Here is a 19,273-nt window from a genome sequence, read left to right as displayed (position 1 = left end):
GGCAGTTATGATCGGCCGCCTATCCCTGATAGATCATCACAATACCGATCAGAATAGTGACAGCCGCCACAAGCCGCTGCTTCCAGGCGATGCGCTCACGAAAGAAAATAATTGAAATCAGCGATGCGATAATAATCCCCGCATTGGAATACGCCACGACCACTGCCGAAGGCATCTGTTTCATGGCAAACACCACCAGCGCATAAGCCAGACCGATACAGAGTCCGCCGGACAGTACTGCCAGCGGAGCAATACAACGCCGGGGGCGCCAGTCGGCGGTTTGACGATAAAGTAAAAAAGTCATCGCCAGCCAGGAACAGAGATACCCCACCGAAATAAAGCCGACAATGGCACCAAAACTATCCAGACTGGCCACCGCAGCTTTATCACTCAGGGAATAGATGCTGGTCGCCAGCATTGCTGTCATCGCCCAGGGCAACGCACGCTTATCGGCGGTTGAACCGGAACTTAAGGCGAGGATAACCAAACCTGCGACACTGACAATAATACCGGCCCAGGCCCAGGCTCCCAGAGTCTCCCCCAACAGCAATACACTCCAGATTCCGATCAGGAGCGGAGAACTTCTCACCAGTGGATAGACCAGCGGTACCGGCGCATGATGATATGCCTGCCGCAGCCCGGTAAAATAGACTACATTCGCCGTCGCTGAAGTCAGCAGAAGCAACACAAAAGTCAGGTTCCAGTCGACCTGAGTCAACAGCGACCAGAAACCCCAGGGGGCAAATATCACCAAATGCGCAAGTAACACCCACCATAGCGGGAAGGCGGCGGAAGACTGATACCGGGCGATCAGATTCCAGGTAACGTGCATCATGACCGATAGTATTACGGCGATTCCCGGCTCAAGTGTCATTATCTGTCCACATATCCTTTTCTACCTCAAGTACCATCCCATCACGGGCAACATAAACCCCCTCCGGTAGTGTAGCGGCAGAGTGCTCAAGCCAGCAATCCAGCCTGTGACTGATATGGGTAAGCCATAAACGTGCCGCCCCGCTTTGGCGCCACAAAGCGATCGCCGCATTCAGGTCATTATGATTACGCGGCATTGAATCCCGTGGAGGTTCACTGCAATCCAGCACCAGATCATCCACTGGGTAACGTTGCAGATAACTCAGGGTCTCTGCCGGAAAGCCCGCAGTATCGGTCAGATAGGCCATGCAATAACGGCCATTTCCGAGCAGATAACCGAACGTTTCCCGGGAGTGTATCAGGGGTAAGGCCACCACCCTGAAACCTGGCCACTCGACAGAGTCGAAGGGTTTGAAAGGGGGCTGAAATGCGAAAACACCGGGATGTTTGTATAGATCGTCGGCCCCCAAAGGGTCATCAGGCCGGTAAACCGGTATAGGTTCCAGTTGCTCAGACCAGCGCAGATGAAACAGTCCCTGCACATGATCCATATGAAAATGGGTCAGCAGAACACGTTTCACCGATGTAAAACTGAAGCGTTCCGCCAGATCGGTCAGGCCGGCATCCAGTAGTGTAATCCCCTCCTCAGTATGTATCGCCAGAGAGGCACTTCTGCGCCTCTTTGTCGGGTCAGATTCTGCACTCAGGCAGGCATTGCAATCGCATCCCCAGACCGGTACCCCGGCGGCATTACCACTGCCCAGAAATTCAATTTTCAGCATTAGCCGTCATCCCGGTATAATCCATCAGAATAGCGTAAAAATGATCCACAGCGGTGGCCAGATCACCATCATTGGTAAGTTCAACTACCCGGCCATTCAGTTGTTGTTCAAATATCTGATTGCGGGCGAGACGGGCATCAATCTCGGACTCATTTTCCCGGCCACGCGTAAGTAACCGCTGCCTTAACCGGTCCGGATTAACGCTAATCAGTACCGGTATCAGACGTTCGCCAAAGTGGCTGATTGCCTCTTCGAGATGGGCACGGGAACCATTCACTACCACCGAATGACCGCTGTTGAGCCAGCTATGAATCTCTATACCGATTGCATAGCAGCAGTTATTCGCCTGCCACTGCATACTGAATAACCCGGCTTTCGCGCGCTGTAAAAACTCTTCTTCACTCAGCTCAACGTGGTTTTCCCCCCCCGCTTTCCAGCAACGGGTAATATAGCGATGAGCAAACAGAACGGAGGTACCGCCGCCCAATCGCTCCCGCAGGCCGTTAATCAAAGAGTCTTTACCACTGCCCGAAGGGCCTGCCACATAAAATAGAAAGGCCATATTGATCAGAACACCCGCTGGCCATTTTTCCAGACATGACGAATATGAGGGTGATCAGTGGTCGCCTCACACCAGATAAGATCGGCTTTTAAGCCCGGTGCAATCCTGCCACGATCATTCAGCCCTACCGACTGCGCCGGTTTAAAACTTACCAGCGCTGTAGCCTTCGCCAGGTCATACTGGTTGTTTTCATCACTGGCCAGCTTAAAAGCAGCATCCAACAGACTGGCGGGATAATAGTCGCTGGAAAGAATATCCAGCAGTCCCTCTGAAGCCAGCGTATGGGCGGCAATATTGCCCGAGTGAGATCCCCCCCGCACCACGTTAGGCGCGCCCATCAGGACCGCCATCCCATGACCATGGGCCTCTCTGGCCGCTTCAAAAGTGGTGGGAAATTCGGCAATCACCATATTAAACCCTACTGACTCAGCAACATGACCACGGGTGGCATCATCATGGCTGGCCAGTGGAATTCCACGCTGCTCACAGATAGCACAGATTTCACGACGGTACCGATCGCTGTAAAGCCGGCTGGCTTCAGTCTGACGATCAATAAAGGCAGACATTTCTGCATCAGAGAGTTTGTACTTGCCCTGATAGTACTGCCGGTATTTTTCGATACTGGCAAACTGTCGTTGCCCCGGCGAATGATCCATCACCGACACCAGTTGCGGCTGATATCGCTCTGATAGCTGTTTAAAATTGTTTAGTGTGTCTTCATGACTGACTTCACAACGCAGATGCAGCAGATGATCCGAGCGGGTCAGACCCCGGTTGCGACTCTCACTCAGAGCATCCGCCATCCGGGTCAGGTTACTAAGCCGTTCACTCCCCTCAACTACATCACCAACCGAGATCGCATCAAACACCGTGGTAATACCGGCACTGATCATCTGCGCGTCATGCACCTTAAAGGCTGACAAACCGGGCCAGGCGACTCCAGGACGCGGGGTGAAGTGTTTCTCCATGTTATCGGTGTGCAACTCCACCAACCCCGGCAACAGATAACCACCATCACAGTCTGTCACACCGGCTAGTGTAACGGCTCCCTGATCAATCGATTCAATCAGGCCATCACGGATAGTGACGGAGCCATGAATAACTTCGTTATCCAGTACGATATTGGCATTAGTAAGAATCATACGGGTATCCTTTTATCAGGGTTCAAACTGTCGTCCATATTTAAACGCTCTGTTTTGCCGGCAGGGTTTACATGAAAAACCTGATCGGCCACCGCATCGCGCACATCAGCATCGTGGAAGATACCGACCACGGCGGTTCCCCGGTTACGGGCCTGACAGATCAGGTCCACCACCACGGATGCATTGCGCTGATCCAGCGATGCTGTGGGTTCATCCAGCAGCAGAATGGGATAATCCACAATAAAACCACGGGCAATATTGACCCGCTGCTGCTCGCCGCCGGAAAAGGTCCCTGGTGGCAGAGACCATAACCGTTCAGGTATATGCAGCTGATCCAGCAGTTCAGCCGCTTTAGCATGGGCAATCTCCGTGCTTATCCCACGCTCACGCAATGGCTGTGCCACCACATCCAGTGTTGCAACACGAGGGATCACCCGCAAAAACTGACTGACATATCCGATAGTTTCACGACGGATCTCTAACAGAGTCTGGCTATTGGCACCGGTCAAGCGTGTCATTTCACCGCGATGGCGTACCTCTATCGAGCCACTGGTCGGCAGATAATTAGCATAAAGTGAGCGCAGCAGGGTACTTTTGCCCGAGCCACTTTCGCCAAACAGCACCGTGCACTCCCCCTGATTTGCGATAAAGTCGATGCCATCAAAAACAGGCAGTTTCAGACCACCCTGATTATGCAGGGTGAACACCTTGGTTAACCCCCGCACCTCTATCATTGTTTGCATAGCCATTACTCCCGGCGTTATGAAGTTAGTACAGAGGACACCAGCAACTGGGTATACGCATGCTGAGGGTCATCAAGAACCTGATCGGTGAGGCCGGTTTCAACCACCCGGCCGTGACGCATCACGATCAGTCGCTGAGCCAGCAAACGGGCCACCGCCAGATCATGGGTGACAATCACCACTGCCAGATTCAGTTCGGTTACCAGTTGGCGCAGCAGGTCCAGTAAGCGCGCCTGCACCGACACATCAAGGCCACCGGTGGGCTCATCCATAAACACCAGGCGGGGATGGGTAACCAGATTACGGGCGATCTGCAAACGCTGCTGCATGCCTCCTGAATACGTCGTCGGCTTATCATCAATGCGGGCTATATCCAGTTCGACATCATTCATCCAGCGCTGGGCAGTGTCACGAAGATCGCCGTAATGTCGCCCTCCGGTGGCCATCAGCCGCTCACCAATATTTGCCCCGGCAGATACACCCATACGCAACCCATCCCGGGGATGCTGATGCACAATACCCCACTCAGTGCGCTGTAACTGGCGCTGACGCGACTCACTCAGGCCATACAGGTTGACCCACTCTGCTGCGCGGGTCAGATAGTGAATATCGCCCTGATCAGGTGCCAGCCGGGCAGAAAGGCAGTTCAGCAGTGTCGATTTACCGGAGCCTGACTCGCCCACTATTCCGAGAACCTCTCCGGGATAGAGATCGAAGCTGACTTCCTGACATCCTTTTCCGGCGGCATAGAGCCTGGTAATGCTATTAACCTGCAGTATCGGTTCGTTGTTCATGCGGCGACCTCCCCTTTTTCTATTCGGGTACGGCAATAATCGGTATCGGAACAGATAAACTCATGCCCCCCCTGATCATCCATAATCACCTCATCAAGGAAGCTCTCCCGTGAACCACAGATAGCGCAACAGTGCTCCCACGTCTGCACCTCAAACGGGTGGTCTTCAAAATCGAGACTGCGGACATCTGTGTAGGGCGGAATGGCGTAGATCCGTTTTTCCCGACCGGCACCAAACAGCTGTAAAGCGGGTGAGTTATGCATCTTTGGATTATCAAATTTCGGGATCGGTGACGGGTCCATCACATAACGACCATTCACCAGAACCGGATAGGCGTAAGCGGTAGCAATATGACCAAACTGAGCGATATCCTCGTAGAGTTTGATGTGCATAACGCCGTAATCCTCAAGCGCATGCATCTTGCGGGTTTCCACTTCACTCGGCTCAATAAACCGTAATGGTTCCGGAATCGGCACCTGATACACCAGCACCTGACCTGACTGTAGTGGTTTCTCCGGAATCCGATGACGGGTCTGAATCAGAGTCGCCTGTTCGGTGCTCTCGGTGGTCTTCACCCCGGTCAGATCACGGAAAAATGCGCGGATACTCACGGCATTGGTGGTGTCATCGGCCCCCTGATCAATCACTTTGAGGCAGTCACTCTGACCAATCACGGCCGCGGTCACCTGCATTCCACCGGTTCCCCAGCCATAGGGCATCGGCATCTCCCGCCCGCCAAACGGCACCTGATATCCGGGAATGGCGACCGCTTTCAGCAGTGCCCGGCGGATCATCCGTTTAGTCTGTTCATCCAGATAAGCGAAGTTATAACCTTCACGTATTGCCTGCGAATTCATGAGTTTGTTTCCTTAGCAGAGTCACTCCGCTCAGCAGCCCGTATACGACGCAACAGCTCCAGCTCAGACTGGAAATCAACGTAATGAGGCAGTTTCAGGTGGGATACGAAGCCTGCGGCTTCAACGTTATCGCAGTGAGACAATACAAATTCCTCCTGCTGCGCCGGCGAAACCACCTCTTCATCGTAGTCAGCCGCCTGCAGCGAGCGGTCGACCAGAGCCATCGCCATCGCTTTCCGCTCACACTGTCCAAAGCCCAGCCCGTAACCACGGGTGAACTTCACATCGCCATCAGTATGACGGGTAAAGCCATTCACCATTTCGCACTCAGTCATCTGGATAGAACCGATCTCAATCTCGAACCCCAGCTCCTCCGGCACAATGGAGACCTCGACCTCTCCGATGCGGATCTCACCCGCAAAGGGGTGGTTGCGACCATAGCCCCGCTGGGTGGAATACCCCAGTGCCAGCAGAAAGCCCTCATCTCCCTGCACCAGAGACTGCAAACGGGCACTGCGATCAGCCGGGTAGGTGATCGGGTCGCGGGTGATATCGGTGGGCTCAGTCTGATGATCGGTCTCGCGGACCATCAGACTTTCGCGTTCCAGAATCGCCAGCACTTTTGATACAGCGTCGGTGCCCTGTTCAGAATCAGCAGCTTCACAATCGGCAGTGTCTGACTGGCTATCGGAATGATTGTCGAACTCGCCCTCGGCCATCAGACTGAAATCCAGCAAACGGTGGGTATAATCAAAGGTTGGCCCCAGTACCTGGCCACCGGGGACATCTTTATAGGTGGCTGAGATACGCCGCTCAATCTGCATCTGCCCGGTATTGACCGGCACACTGATACCAAAGCGGTTCAGCGTGGTCTTATACGCCCGCAACAGAAAGATCGCTTCCACCAGATCGCCGGCAGACTGTTTGATAGCCAGCGCTGCCAGTTCGGGGTCATACACCGAACCCTCGGTCATCACCCGGGCCACAGCCAGTGACAGCTGCTGTTCAACCTGTTTAACGCCCAGTTCAGCTTCCGCCGGATCACCGCGACGGCTGATCGCCAGCAGTTTATGGGCTGCACGAATAGCCTTTTCGCCTCCTTTAACAGCTACATACATCAGTTCACCTCCACAATAGTGGTGCGGGGTATCGCCGTAACTGATCCCCCCGCCAGCAATACAATATCCAGCCCCAGCGGAAACGGATCGGGCCGTTCAGTCAGATAGCGGATCAGCTCGGCGGGCAGTGATTCAACCGACAAGATTCGCTGATCCGCTATTCCAGGCCCCTGCAAACGCAAGACATCGGCCCCGGGCAACACCCTGTCAGACAGCTGTCCGACCTGAACCAGCAGAGTGCAGCCCCGGTCAGGGTATTCAGCGGAACCCAGTTTAAGCAGCTCCAGTGGTGGCAACTGATCTGCCGGACAGAGTACAAAATCCGCTTCGTTAGCATTGCCAGTCAGACGGCAGCCGCTATGAAAACTGAGATTTCTTATCACGCTATCGATAGCAAACCGCTCCGCCAGCCAGAGCCGGGTGGTTGAATCCAGGAGCGCTAAACAGGTTGAAAATGCTGCCGGCGAAAGAGTATCCAGCGCCTCGGTCTGATCCAGCGTTTCAATTACGCCCGGTTCGCTCATTACTGTCAGTAGCGAACGAAACACCTGTTGCGCATTGGTCACGCTGTCCCTGAAGCCAATCTGAAGTGCGATACTGTTCATTCGTTAGTCCTCCCCTCTGACCAGAGTAAAGAAATCAACTTTGGTGGCAGCAATAGCTTGCTGCTTTACCTGCCGGGTATTGATTAGCTGTTGCTTAAGCGGCTCAATAACCGTGTCAATCAGGCGCTGATGAAAGTCTGACAGCTGCAACATTGCATCAAGCTGCGCCGCCCGCAGTGCATGGGGTTTATTGCGACCGGCAATGTAACTGAATCCCAGGGTATCGTTATGACTGCGCACCACGCAGCGGGTAACTGTCATGTCCCCCATATTGAATGCATCCCCGGTACCGCCCATACGTGCGCGCACCTGCATCAAACCGATCTCCGGCTCACGGATCACTTCGAACTGCATATCACTGACCACTGAATCGGATAGCGTCCGCAGTGCCTCAGTGGGCGCTTTTGCCAGCACAGCGATCCAATGCTGACGCTGTTCAGTACTAATATTCATGGTTTTGGTTCCACTCGGTATTCAAAAAAATCGCTTCGGCTGCGGGCGATTGAGTATTCCCGCAGCTGCCCGGTTTGACGGCAAAAGTTGCGGGTATATACCTCCATTACCGGAACCCCGCGACTTATTGCTAACTGATTACACTCATCAAAGGTTGGCATTCTGGCCCGTAAACGGGTGCTGCCCCGCTGCAACTCAAGATCGAAATGCTGCAGCAAATAAGAGTGCAGCGACCCCTCAACAAACCCACCCAGGGCATCATCCGGCAGATCGAAAAGATAATGGCGGATTAGGCACACAGGGTCGGGGCCAATAAAGCGACGGGTCTGAACTTCCAGTACGGTAGTACCCTCCGCCAGCGCCAGTTGCTCAGCCAGGATGTCAGGCAATACCGTAATCCGGCGACCCAACACTTCGGTTTCCAGCCCCAGTCCGATCTGATTCAGGTTATGAGAAAATGCCGCCCGGTCATGCAGTGCATAGTCGATCGGTTTCTGCACTACACGGCAGCCAAGCCCCTGATGACGGCGCACCAGCCCATCCTGAACGAGTTCGTCAATCGCTCGTCTGACGGTATGCCGGTTTACATCAAAGCGTTCAGCCAGTTGATTTTCCGATGGCAGCAGGTCCCCGGATATATACCGGGCACCAATCTCATCTCTCAGTTGTGTCGCAATCTCGCGATAAATAGCCATTTGTCTATACAAGTTCCAGAGCTAAAAAAATGTCAGATAAATGCTTTGCGCAGCCGCTGAGACAACAGGTCGGTCAGGGTTACACAGATAACAATAACGATCATCACCGCGCAGGTTTGCTGAAACTGGAAACCACGAATGCTCTCCCAGAGAATTACGCCTATCCCGCCCGCGCCCACCATTCCGACAACCGTCGCTGAACGTACGTTGGATTCAAAACGGTAGAGTGAATAGGAGATCCACAGAGGCAGAACCTGAGGAATAACACCGTAGAGAATCTCTTCAAAAATATTGGCACCGGTTGCTCTGACACCCTCAACAGGTCGTGGATCAATTGCTTCAACCGCTTCTGAAAACAGTTTCGCCAACACCCCTGTGGTATGAATAAACAGCGCCAGCACGCCGGCAAATGGCCCCAGACCTACCGCCACGACAAACAGCATGGCGAATACCATCTCATTGATGGCACGGCTAGCATCCATCAATCGACGCACCGGCTGATAGATCCATACCGGCATCAGGTTTTCCGAACTGAGAATGCCAAAAGGGATCGATAACAGTATCGAAAGAACGGTTCCCCAGAGGGCGATATGAATCGTGATCGCCATCTCTTCGAGGTAAAATTTAATATCGCTGAAATCGGGTGGAAAAAAGTCAGCTGCAAACTCCGCCATATTGCCCGAATCACGGATCAATACCATGGGGTTCATCTCTGCACCTTCCCATCCCCATCCAAGCATGGCGAATAAAACACCCCAACTCAGCGCGGCCATCCAGTTAAATGGCTTGCTGACTACGGCATTTGTATTCACATATGAATCTGTGGTCATCGTCTGGTCCCGGTAGAGAAAACAGAAAACCGGCAGCCCTGCCTGACAAAAAGCAGAGACAGGTACTGCCCGTTGTCAGATCATTACAGCGCAGCCGCCTGAAGGGCCGCCATACGACGGTTCAGCACAGCCAGCTGCTCATCAATCTCGTTGATTTTCTGTGCTTTTTCAGCATCAGACAGAGCTGAGTTATTGATCATCTTTGCACGATTCTTAAACAGCGCCAGCTGACGAATAGGCAGTAACTGATCATCGCTGGAAGCCTTGAACGGAGCCCATTGCAGGTCCTTCAGAATATCCAGCTCCTTATCATTGTTAGTTTTTCCATAGCTCATGAAGAAGTCATAGATCTTGCCTTTGTCTGATTCAGACAGATTCTTACGCCATACAATAGGATCAGACGGGATCAGCGGCGACTTCCAGATCACCTTAACTTTATCGACCATTTTCGGATGAGTAATTGCTACGCGGGCAAGGTTTTCAGTGTTGTTTGTCGCAACATCAACCTGGCCGTTAGCCACCGCCATAAAGTTGGCTTCGTGGCTGGCGTTGGTGACACGCTTGAACGCTTTTTTCGCATCAACACCATTTTTTGCAAATACGTAATAGCTAGGTACCAGGAAACCTGAAGTGGAGTTAGGATCACCGTTACCGAATGCCAGTTCGTTACTGTGTTCCAGTACGTCTTCAACACTGTTCAGTGTGTCATTGTCGGAAGGCGCCAGCAGAACACTCCAGTAACCCGGGTTACCCGACACATCAACAGTCTGGGCAAAGATCTCACCACCCGCTCGGTCTACCGCTTCCATCGCGGACTTGTTGCCGTACCAGGCAACATCAACCTTGTTAAAACGCATTGCCTGGATAATGCCCGCATAGTCAGAAGCAAAAAAAGGCTTAACTTCCATATTCAGCTTGGCAGACATATCAGCCAGAAACGGAACCCAGATAGTCTTCAGGTTCTGGGAGGACTCTGTCGAGATGATGCCAAAATTCAGCGTCTTAGTTTCTTCAGCCTGAGCAACACTGACACCAGTCAATGCAGCAGTTACCGCCAGACCAGCAGCCAGCCTGGAAAACACTTGCTTAAGTTTCATTGGGTTTTACTCCGGGTTTAAGTTCAGGGTTTAAACAGGGTTAAGTTCAAAATCAGAAAGTTTTTCAGGCAATTCATTTGCCTGATATCCACGCGATCCTTCGGGTATATTGGTGCCATACAGATCGGTTAGCAGAGCGGTGTCCAGATCTTCAATAGGACCATCGAAATAGACCTCACCCTCTTTCAAAGCGATCGCACGACGACAATATTTCTGCGCATAATCAACCTGATGCAGGGTTACCACAACGGTGATACCCAGTTCCCGGTTGATCTTCTGCAATGTTTCCATCACTAGTCTGGATGATTCCGGATCCAGAGAGGCGATCGGCTCATCGGCAAGGATAACTTCGGCCTCCTGCATCAGCCCTCGGGCGATCGCCACCCGCTGCTGTTGGCCACCGGACAGATAAGAAGCGCGCTTCAGCGCATGCTCTCTGAGCCCGACAGACTCCAGGGCCTGCAGCGCTTTGAGCTTTTCCTCTTTAGTAAACCAGCCCAGCAGGCTGCGATAGGTAGGGATACGACTTAACGCACCAATCAGAACATTGGTCTGCACACTGAGCCGGTTAACGAGATTGAACTGCTGAAACACATTACCGATGCGGGCCCGGGTAGCACGAAGCTGTTTGGCAGGACGGCCGTTTTTCTGAACTTTACGCCCCAACACTTCTACACTCGATGGAGATGAACGATCAGCGAATGTCAGGCCGGAGAGGTGACGCATCAGGGTTGATTTACCCGAACCGGAAGAACCGATCAGGGCAACCATTTCACCTTTTTGCACTTCAATCGAAACATCTTTCAAAACCGAAACCCGATTGAAACTTTTTCGCAAAGCAGTAATTTTGATAGCAGACATGCAATCCAATCCTCTATTTGATTGCATGCAAGCTTAGGTTGGTTTTATGACAGTGAAGTTATCTAGACATGTTAGTTTCTTTACAGTTTTATATAACTGGACGACTACTCAGCGCCACTCATTCAATATACTTTGCCAGAAAATCTTCACCGGATAGTGTACGAAAATCCGCCATTCGCTCACGCAGCAGCGCATCTTCCCAGTCCCACCAACATATCAGATTAAACCCCTGAATAACCTCTTCACTGAAGCGTTGACGGATCGGTTTAGCCGGTACACCGCCAACGATGGCGTAGTCGCCTACATCTTTGGATACCACGGCTCCCGCGGCGATCACCGCACCATTGCCCACAGTAACTCCGGCCAGCACAACCGCCCCGTGACCGATCCAGACATCATTGCCAATTTTGACTGGCTGATCCCGGCGCCACTGAAAAAAGGATTCATCGTCGTCGCCTAAGCCATACATTGAACTGCGATAGGTAAAGTGATGCATCGCCGCTTTTTCCACCGGATGGTTGCCAGGATTCAGCCGGGTATGAGAGGCAACCGAACAGAACTTACCGATCGTTGTATTAATGATGTCGGCATCATTACCGATATAGGCGTAGTCATCCAAACGTGAATTCACCAGTTTGCAACGCTCGCCAACCTCATTAAAACGACCAAATTCAACATCCCGTATCTGTGCATCAGCCGCAAGACTGGGATGCTCTGATAACCTTTTCATATTCGCTCTCTTATATCATCGTTGAAAAAGAGGAAGCCTAAGCTTCAGAGATGAAAAATATATGACACCCTGTAGTCCCTAGAGATGGGCAACATAAAAATCGTAAACCGTGCACTGATCAGGTGGAAGAAAATAGATAACGGAATGACCCGCTTAATCCAACCTCTTTCAGAGTCTTTCCTAAAGAGGTTGGATGGGTATGAAGTAAATTCAGTCAGACTCAGGTTATCTGTCGAAAACCTTAAAATAGGGTTGGGAAGCTAAGGAAAATACATTGCAATTTTGGTTGGTGTCCCTGTTATAAGCCAGCATTACTGATGCCCCCCTATAAGCATACTCCTTATAAATACATTCAACCGATGACAGCCTTTTTTAAAAAATCAGTGTTAAATCAATTAATCATCCTTTAAAGAAAAAAAGCACAGCCCGCCTATCAGCAGGATCAAAGATAACGGCACATGACTTAAAAACCATGCAAGAATGCTATGCAAACCAACCCAGTTTAATGGTTCAAAATACCACTGCACAAAATCATCAGACAAATAAGGAACGACTATATCAAGGGGCAGTGATAACCACTCGCCATTTTTCAAATACAATACAAGCTGCCCGCCAATCACCAAAACAAACACAACAATTAACGCTGAGCCAACCACCTTAGCCAGATAGTTATAGACCTTCCTTTTGAGTTCATACTTTTTGTCACTCCTCTCATTGCGTTTTTTCCGCCAATCATAATACTGAGCCCTCAGATCAGAGGCATCAACCTCTGAAATATGACTTTTCTGTATAACCGACTCATCGAGACCGTCTTCTTTAAACGCATTGACTACCTCATAGCCACTGAGTGCCCGATAGGTATACTTAATACAAGAATAAAAAACACCAACAAACAATAACAATAAAAAAGCTTTAATAGATATATTTAAAGCATCAGAGTCATTAAAAATAGAAATAAGCAAAGACACCAAAATAAAAAAAGAGATCAGCGCAAAGAAAACGCCTAATATCGAAGAAACGATTCTTTCTCCAAGTGTTATTTCTATTTTTAAATCACCTATAGCCATATTTTAAAGTCCTATATTCAGGAAAAATACAAAGGTATCATTGTCTATTGAACCCCAAGCTTCACTTCTTAAAACACTACCCTTGCTCTCCTCAAAAAACAGCCTGATCAAACGTCAGGGGCCTGCCTCTTTAGTTATCGCTACCGCAAACAGTCACTGTTACATTCCTCTCAGTCTTATTCAATAGTGGCTGTTTGTCTACAATGAAGTGGCCTGATGATTCGAGAGCCTATTACAGGCCCGAATTTGAACATGAAGTAACTGAGCGCTATGAACGTCACGTGAGAACGAGGCCTGAAGGCAGTGACAAGGAATGATGGAGAGAAACGGACAACGCATCTGAGCACAGAGCAAAGCAGGCAGGTCTAAAGCAGAAGAAATTGAGATTGGAGTTAAAGAGCTACTGTATCAAAACCTAGAGTGTAGCCATTAGGACAAAAACGGTCTTAAAGTTTGATCCGGGCTTTGTCCCGCTTTTCCAGCAATAAAAAAGGCATAACAGCCTGCTTCTTATAAACAATATTGGTAGGACCAGGCAGATTATCCCCCTGCGAGCCATCGTCGTAAGCTCCGATGTTGTCTCGCTGCGCTCGGCTCGAACTTTCAGTTCTCATCTGCCTGAAGCAGATAACAAAAAGCCCTGCATTCGCAGGGCTCTTTTTATATCTGGTAGGACTAGGCAGATTATTCCCCTGCGGGCTATCGTCGTAAGCTCCGATGTTGTCTCGCTGCGCTCGGCTCGAACTTTCAGTTCCCATCTGCCTGAAGCAGATAACAAAAAGCCCTGCATTCGCAGGGCTCTTTTTGTATCTGGTAGGACTAGGCAGATTATTCCCCTGCGGGCCATCGTCGCAAGCTCCGATGTTGTCTCGCTGCGCTCGGCTCGAACGTTCTGTTCTCATCTGCCTGCAGCAGATAACAAAAAGCCCTGCATTCGCAGGGCTCTTTTTGTGTCTGGTAGGACTAGGCAGATTATTCCCCTGCGGGCCATCGTCGCGAGCTCCAATGTTGTCTCGCTACGCTCGGCTCGAACTTGCAGTTTTCATCTGCTTTAAGCAGATAACAAAAAGCCCTGCATTCGCAGGGCTTTTTTTGTATCTGGTAGGACTAGGCAGATTCGAACTGCCGATCTATAAACCACTCAGGCTAACCATCTGATTTACTTGGATTTTACATTCCAGCCCGAACCGTAAGAATACCAGCCTTTTGTACCAGTCGTCTAGGCATTTACCAGCTTTGAGACACTTCCACTATCCGACCATCAGTACTGCAAGAGACAGACCCGTTAACTTACTCTGCTCGCTTCCCCCAAGCTAATATCGCTTCTGCCCACGACCGCGCGGTCGGACTCCATTCCTCTTCCCCCTCGCCGTACAACTTGTCGACTATCCAAAGAAAACCCAATCCAATACCACCACGCCACAATGCCCTTGATACTCGTAACCATTCCATCGGTCCTAACCACGGTTTCCGCTCTTCCCAACAGGCTTGATACTCTGGATTTAATGTGTCAGAGAACATGAAGTATTCCCGAGTTCTATCATGTGGCAGAACTACTTCAAACTCACACCGAATACGTTCTTTGACACATCGATTGGCCTTAGGCCAGTTTGGCATATAAAATGCGCACCACTCCACATGTCTACTATCAATCATCCGTTCCCCTTCTAACTTGGATAGTAAATTAGCAATGTTCCGGTCAGGATGTGCATACTCAGGGTTAATCTGCTTAAGTTCATGAAAACCTCCTGTAGAGAACGAGGCCCAGATGACCCAGACGATAACTAATCCTATAAAGAAGTAGCGCATGATCCCTCCTGCATCATCACTGAAACGGAATGCTTAAAGTATAGGACCCTAGATGATGAGACGCTTGAGGTTGCTGACGGTTACTGGTGGCTCAGCCAGACTTGAGCTAGAACACTTTGAAGCCCTATAGACTCAATCACCGACAAAGGCGGTCATATCCTATACTGACAAGCACGACATAACCGATAAGAGGTATGTATCATGCGTTTCGCTGTGCTTTTCTTCGCTACTCTCTTCTTATCTACTGCATTTGCCGACAGCCCTAAAGTACAGGAGCTTGAACGACGTATAGCTGACTTAGAGGCTGCAGTGCCTATCAAGGTTGTTATGGAACCAGAGGCTTCGTGTACAGACAGAGGGCAGTTTGCTGACTGGACGTACGCGGATGGTAGTCCAGTTATCGTGGATTTTGGTTGGTGCCCTAGTGGGACTGATACGCAGTTTTTCATTCGTCATGAGGAAATTACCCCAACAGCATACGTTCGGGTACTAGATTCCTCTTTAGAAAAACAGTGGGCTGGCTGTGAGGTATTTACACTTTGGGATGGACAGATTCACATAGAGTGCTTACGTGGATATGCTCCGGCTGATGCAGTGTTGATAATGCTTATCGTACCTTAAGCTTAAAGAGTAAGGTGACTCAATGTCGACGCCCTGTCGAAAGACGGGGCTAAACCCGATGAAAATCCCAGAGAAAATCTGTGCGTCTTCTTAATTACCAGCGGCCTGGAAAGTCCCCCGTACCCCCTTCATTCTCAGGTTTATGAATGTTCTCACCTTTGGAGATATTGTCTAATTATCAACAAGTTATGACAATCTAACCCCATCAAAGAACCCATGAAACATAAGGAAACTACATGGAATGTAAGACCAACAACCAGACCACCCTGATCCATAACGTGCTGAGCTTAGAGCTGGACTTCAAGGTTACCAGCCCTACTATCTCGAAGCTGGATCACTACGAGGAACATGACGTCCTGCTATATAACTGGTATCTGATCGACTAACCCAAAGGCACAGAGGAGCTGGTAGGTCACTGGGGTGATCAGACTTGGGAAGGTGTCAAGGCTTCATGAGCTCTGCGTACTTCAGAAAGGTGTCGAAATGACCTCTTTTTCACTCTGTGAAGAGACTTAGCGTTTACCTAGTGTGGTGACCTTAGTCAGAACTATCGCTTCTCACAGTCTCAAAGTACCGTCTCTTTTGGGTACACCCTAGCAATACGCCTCATTACTGTCTCATAAAGGTTGACTTCACTATATACGATACACTACAGTCTCAACATCCTAGACTTCAACGAGACACAAGGACAACACTATGACCACCTTCGCCTACTGCCGTGTATCTACACTCGATCAAGACACCACCATCCAAGAGGAGGCGTTACGCAAGGCCTACCCTGATGCCGTAGTCCGCACAGAGAAAGCATCAGGAACAACCACTGAGGGACGCCCAGTACTGGAGCTGATCCTTGAGATGGTTGGTGCTGGAGATAAGGTCGTTGTCTGGAAGCTAGATCGACTGGCCCGGAACATGAATGACCTGACGAACATTGTGCAGGTCTTGGAAGACAAGGGTTCCTCTCTGGAGATTCTTGACCAGAACATCGACACAGCCACTGCAGCCGGGAAAGCCTTCCTTCAGATGCTGGGAGTCTTCGCTGAGTTCGAGACCAACCTACGCAAGGAACGCCAGCTGGCAGGTATCGCCAAGGCCAAGCAAGAAGGTAAATACAGAGGCAAGCAGGCGACAATCAACGCTGAGAAGGTCAAGGAGCTGAAAGCTGACGGTATGGGAGCGACAGCTATAGCTAAGGAGCTGGGGATAGGTCGAGCGTCTGTCTATCGGTTACTCGGTGCATAAACGAATACCCACACCTTAGGGTAAGTTAGTAGCCACCAACTTAAGTGAGTGCCCGAGCGCCCCCCCCTGTTGTTTTCGACCCAATGCCCACCAGACATCGACCAGCAGAGAAAACCCCTTGATCGGCTAAGTGCAGCTGCAACCGTCTGACAGCCTCGTTTTTGACAGACGTGCAAGTTCGCGGCAGGCGGAACGATGACTCTAAGTCTGCCTCAGGATGAGATAGCCCTAAGACGACTGACCAAGTCACAGGGTCATTTGATAACCCACACCCATAGAAAAAAGATGAAGAAGACGATCTGAAGAGAACTAAAGATCACTCAAAAGAGATTGAAGTTGATTGACCTAATAAAGAAAATCAATGAAAGAAGAACTAGTAGTCAGACTATTAGTACAGCTATCGTGATTGTAGTTGATGGTCAATTACAGCAGAGTCGAAACGCAGGTTGCGCACAGTAGAACCATAGACAGACGTACGTGCACCAGAAGCAATCTAACTGGATGGTCATTGAAAAGTAGGGGGTGTTAGTGCCGTTGGGGTTGATGGCCCACACCTATAGATTGAAAGTAACCCTCAAATCACTTTCTTTCGTTTTTCAAACTACATACAAACCGAATCACCAAAGTACGAGGTAACCACATAGCTATGAACGAAACAGTACTCAAAGATATCCCCCTATCTGACATCAAGACCACCATCAATAACCTTTCGCTGCAGAACCGCACTAACGGTGAGCTTTGTGCTGATACAGTCGCTGACTACGCAGACAAGATCGACACCATTCTGGAAGAGCGCCCAATTGAGGTCAGCGAACTGGACGGCGACTTTTACCTAACCAACGGCTTCCATCGTCTGACCGCATACCGAGCAGCCCACCCTGAAGCTGAGACCATCCCCGCCCAAGTCAAGCCTGCGCTGACTCCAGATGTCGTAGTCCTACGCGCACGATCAGCTAACTTCGATAATGGCGTATCGCTTACCCCCAGTGAGCGCAAAGCCAACGTGATCGCTCTGGCAGTGTCGCTCAACTACGGCGGCACCTGTGAGAAGGCATTCATTGAACAGCTACACGAGATTACCAAGATTAGTCGGCCCACGTTGAAGCGTCACACCAAGGAAATTCGCAACACCATACAGTGGAATCGGACACGGCAGATCGCCTTGCATCGTCTGGCAGGAAAGAGCCAACGTGAAACGGCTGATCTGCTGGGCGTCAAGAAGGAAGTTGTCGAACGCGCTGACAAGGAGCGTAAAGAGGCCCCCTTTGCCCCCCTGCCGAACGACCCACTTACTCGTGTAGGGATTTATAACCGACTGATCCGCGCTGCGTCCTTCAATATCTCAATGAAGGATATTAACGATGCTTCTGAGAGTTGGTGTGATCCGCTGGCTGATTTTGACTACAAAGATCTCGAACACCTAGAGGATAAGGTTAACTCCTTTCACGTCCCCCGCTCCTTGCCTGAGTTGGAGGAGCTATACCCTCGTCCCGTCACGCCACGTGATCGAAAATTTCGCACCGATCTTGAAAATCTGTATGCGGTCGCTGTCCTCCACACAGAGCACAGTTATGAAGACTGGGTACCAGACATGGTTCATACACAGCTAGAGCACCGCGGCATCATCGAGTTCGTTGAAACTGACTACGCGAGAGATGAACACGTCCGACTAGTCGAGACTGGTGAACGTGTCGAGTGGGATGGCAGTAACTGGTCAGTGGTGCCGCGAATTTGCACGTCTGTCAGCAATGCGGCAAGCGAACTCCCTACCCAATCATCCAAAGGAGCCGCTCTGAATCTAGATAGCTTTCGCACTCCTGCTCAGGATTTCCAAAAAAAAGCAGCGCGTGACGCTAAAACCAACTGTTATTCACCCGTACCAGTCGCCAAGCAGATCACACTGGCAGCGAAGTTGGCCGCAGCATGCTCGTCAGCATCGACCTTCATCGATGCACTCAACCACGAAAACGCTCGAGGCTACATTCCGTCCAAAAGCGAGGTTGACCAATTGATCGAGCAGCTACAGTCCTACCGAGCACAACTGTAAGCCCAAAGTAGATCACAGGGAAGTGAATACCTAATGACCCACACCTAAAGATACGATCCTTATCGTCTCTTTTGAGGAACCAGACAAGCCGCTCTCTCTGGTTCTGACTGGCTACCAAGCGGTCTTCTCGCAGAAGGCTCATCGATCATGGCGCTCTTGTCGAACATTGATAACCCTCCCTAAAGGAGATGCCTGACCGCCGAGAAATGATCCTCGGCAAACAGCTTCCTCCTACCCCAATTGGCCACCTACTGGCCTTCAAAAATCCGACTCAACCCAACGACCAGCTATCTGATCGGTTGCACCCATGGCTGAGTGAGGCATTGCCCTCCTCAGTCCCGTGCG

General features: G+C 50.6%; 21 protein-coding genes and 2 other RNA genes. 4 read left to right on the top strand and 19 right to left on the bottom strand.

The genetic code is table 11. The features are described from left to right. Window positions 1–19: 19 nt before the first annotated feature. From KDX31_05890 to KDX31_05800, 19 genes are all read right to left on the bottom strand, one after another. On the bottom strand, window positions 20–874 hold the full coding sequence (locus KDX31_05890) for an EamA family transporter (protein UTW04535.1): 855 nt from the start codon (window positions 872–874) through the stop codon (window positions 20–22). Beyond that, window positions 864–1,655, bottom strand: a complete 792-nt coding sequence (gene phnP, locus KDX31_05885) for a phosphonate metabolism protein PhnP (protein UTW04534.1) — start codon at window positions 1,653–1,655, stop codon at window positions 864–866. The genes KDX31_05890 and phnP overlap by 11 nt, the downstream gene beginning before the upstream one ends. Beyond that, the gene (phnN, locus tag KDX31_05880; protein ID UTW04533.1) at window positions 1,642–2,217 is read right to left on the bottom strand and encodes a ribose 1,5-bisphosphokinase; all 576 of its coding nucleotides are present in this window, start codon (window positions 2,215–2,217) and stop codon (window positions 1,642–1,644) included. The genes phnP and phnN overlap by 14 nt, the downstream gene beginning before the upstream one ends. A gap of 5 nt (window positions 2,218–2,222) precedes the next feature. Continuing rightward, on the bottom strand, window positions 2,223–3,359 hold the full coding sequence (phnM, locus tag KDX31_05875) for an alpha-D-ribose 1-methylphosphonate 5-triphosphate diphosphatase (GenBank protein UTW04532.1): 1,137 nt from the start codon (window positions 3,357–3,359) through the stop codon (window positions 2,223–2,225). Next, window positions 3,356–4,102, bottom strand: a complete 747-nt coding sequence (gene phnL / locus KDX31_05870; GenBank protein ID UTW04531.1) for a phosphonate C-P lyase system protein PhnL — start codon at window positions 4,100–4,102, stop codon at window positions 3,356–3,358. Before phnL ends, phnM begins: the two co-directional genes overlap by 4 nt. Before the next feature lie 17 nt (window positions 4,103–4,119). Next, entirely contained in the window at window positions 4,120–4,896 is a 777-nt protein-coding gene (gene phnK / locus KDX31_05865; protein ID UTW04530.1) for a phosphonate C-P lyase system protein PhnK, read from the bottom strand. Continuing rightward, entirely contained in the window at window positions 4,893–5,753 is an 861-nt protein-coding gene (locus KDX31_05860; GenBank protein ID UTW04529.1) for an alpha-D-ribose 1-methylphosphonate 5-phosphate C-P-lyase PhnJ, read from the bottom strand. Before KDX31_05860 ends, phnK begins: the two co-directional genes overlap by 4 nt. Further along, on the bottom strand, window positions 5,750–6,871 hold the full coding sequence (locus KDX31_05855) for a carbon-phosphorus lyase complex subunit PhnI (protein ID UTW04528.1): 1,122 nt from the start codon (window positions 6,869–6,871) through the stop codon (window positions 5,750–5,752). Before KDX31_05855 ends, KDX31_05860 begins: the two co-directional genes overlap by 4 nt. After that, window positions 6,871–7,476 carry a phosphonate C-P lyase system protein PhnH gene (gene phnH / locus KDX31_05850; protein ID UTW04527.1) on the bottom strand — a complete coding sequence of 202 codons (606 nt, stop codon included), beginning with the start codon at window positions 7,474–7,476 and terminating at the stop codon, window positions 6,871–6,873. Before phnH ends, KDX31_05855 begins: the two co-directional genes overlap by 1 nt. 3 nt (window positions 7,477–7,479) lie before the next feature. Then, a complete protein-coding gene (gene phnG, locus KDX31_05845) occupies window positions 7,480–7,929 on the bottom strand; it encodes a phosphonate C-P lyase system protein PhnG (protein UTW04526.1) in 450 nt (149 codons plus the stop codon). After that, entirely contained in the window at window positions 7,926–8,624 is a 699-nt protein-coding gene (phnF, locus tag KDX31_05840; GenBank protein ID UTW04525.1) for a phosphonate metabolism transcriptional regulator PhnF, read from the bottom strand. Before phnF ends, phnG begins: the two co-directional genes overlap by 4 nt. A gap of 32 nt (window positions 8,625–8,656) precedes the next feature. Further along, window positions 8,657–9,454: a phosphonate ABC transporter, permease protein PhnE gene (gene phnE, locus KDX31_05835; GenBank protein ID UTW04524.1), complete on the bottom strand. Its 798-nt coding sequence runs from the start codon at window positions 9,452–9,454 to the stop codon at window positions 8,657–8,659. Window positions 9,455–9,537: 83 nt separating this feature from the next. Further along, window positions 9,538–10,551, bottom strand: coding sequence for a phosphonate ABC transporter substrate-binding protein (gene phnD, locus KDX31_05830; protein ID UTW04523.1), 1,014 nt, complete (start codon window positions 10,549–10,551; stop codon window positions 9,538–9,540). Window positions 10,552–10,581: 30 nt separating this feature from the next. Then, complete coding sequence (phnC, locus tag KDX31_05825) at window positions 10,582–11,412, bottom strand: phosphonate ABC transporter ATP-binding protein (protein ID UTW04522.1); 831 nt, start codon at window positions 11,410–11,412, stop codon at window positions 10,582–10,584. Between the two features lie 118 nt (window positions 11,413–11,530). Next, on the bottom strand, window positions 11,531–12,142 hold the full coding sequence (locus tag KDX31_05820) for an acetyltransferase (protein UTW04521.1): 612 nt from the start codon (window positions 12,140–12,142) through the stop codon (window positions 11,531–11,533). A gap of 395 nt (window positions 12,143–12,537) precedes the next feature. Then, window positions 12,538–13,209: a hypothetical protein gene (locus KDX31_05815; protein UTW04520.1), complete on the bottom strand. Its 672-nt coding sequence runs from the start codon at window positions 13,207–13,209 to the stop codon at window positions 12,538–12,540. A gap of 523 nt (window positions 13,210–13,732) precedes the next feature. Next, a non-coding RNA gene (locus KDX31_05810) (RtT sRNA) lies at window positions 13,733–13,844 on the bottom strand. Window positions 13,845–14,020: 176 nt separating this feature from the next. After that, a non-coding RNA gene (locus KDX31_05805) (RtT sRNA) lies at window positions 14,021–14,132 on the bottom strand. Between the two features lie 367 nt (window positions 14,133–14,499). Further along, window positions 14,500–15,018, bottom strand: a complete 519-nt coding sequence (locus KDX31_05800; protein ID UTW04519.1) for a hypothetical protein — start codon at window positions 15,016–15,018, stop codon at window positions 14,500–14,502. A 201-nt stretch (window positions 15,019–15,219) separates the two neighbouring features. Between KDX31_05800 and KDX31_05795 the strand changes: the two genes are divergently transcribed. The 4 genes from KDX31_05795 to KDX31_05780 all read left to right on the top strand — a co-directional run bounded on the left by KDX31_05795 (window position 15,220) and on the right by KDX31_05780 (window position 18,928). Continuing rightward, entirely contained in the window at window positions 15,220–15,639 is a 420-nt protein-coding gene (locus KDX31_05795) for a hypothetical protein (GenBank protein ID UTW04518.1), read from the top strand. Between the two features lie 236 nt (window positions 15,640–15,875). Continuing rightward, window positions 15,876–16,025, top strand: a complete 150-nt coding sequence (locus KDX31_05790; protein UTW04517.1) for a hypothetical protein — start codon at window positions 15,876–15,878, stop codon at window positions 16,023–16,025. A 310-nt stretch (window positions 16,026–16,335) separates the two neighbouring features. Beyond that, complete coding sequence (locus KDX31_05785) at window positions 16,336–16,881, top strand: recombinase family protein (protein ID UTW04516.1); 546 nt, start codon at window positions 16,336–16,338, stop codon at window positions 16,879–16,881. Window positions 16,882–17,527: 646 nt separating this feature from the next. Next, complete coding sequence (locus tag KDX31_05780) at window positions 17,528–18,928, top strand: ParB N-terminal domain-containing protein (GenBank protein UTW04515.1); 1,401 nt, start codon at window positions 17,528–17,530, stop codon at window positions 18,926–18,928. The last annotated feature ends 345 nt before the right edge of the window (window positions 18,929–19,273 follow it).

This window comes from Amphritea atlantica, assembly GCA_024397875.1.
GTDB classification, from domain to species: Bacteria; Pseudomonadota; Gammaproteobacteria; order Pseudomonadales; family Balneatricaceae; genus Amphritea; species Amphritea atlantica_B.
Note: the sequence above shows the minus strand (reverse complement) of the source record. Positions and strands in the feature narration are given on the sequence as shown.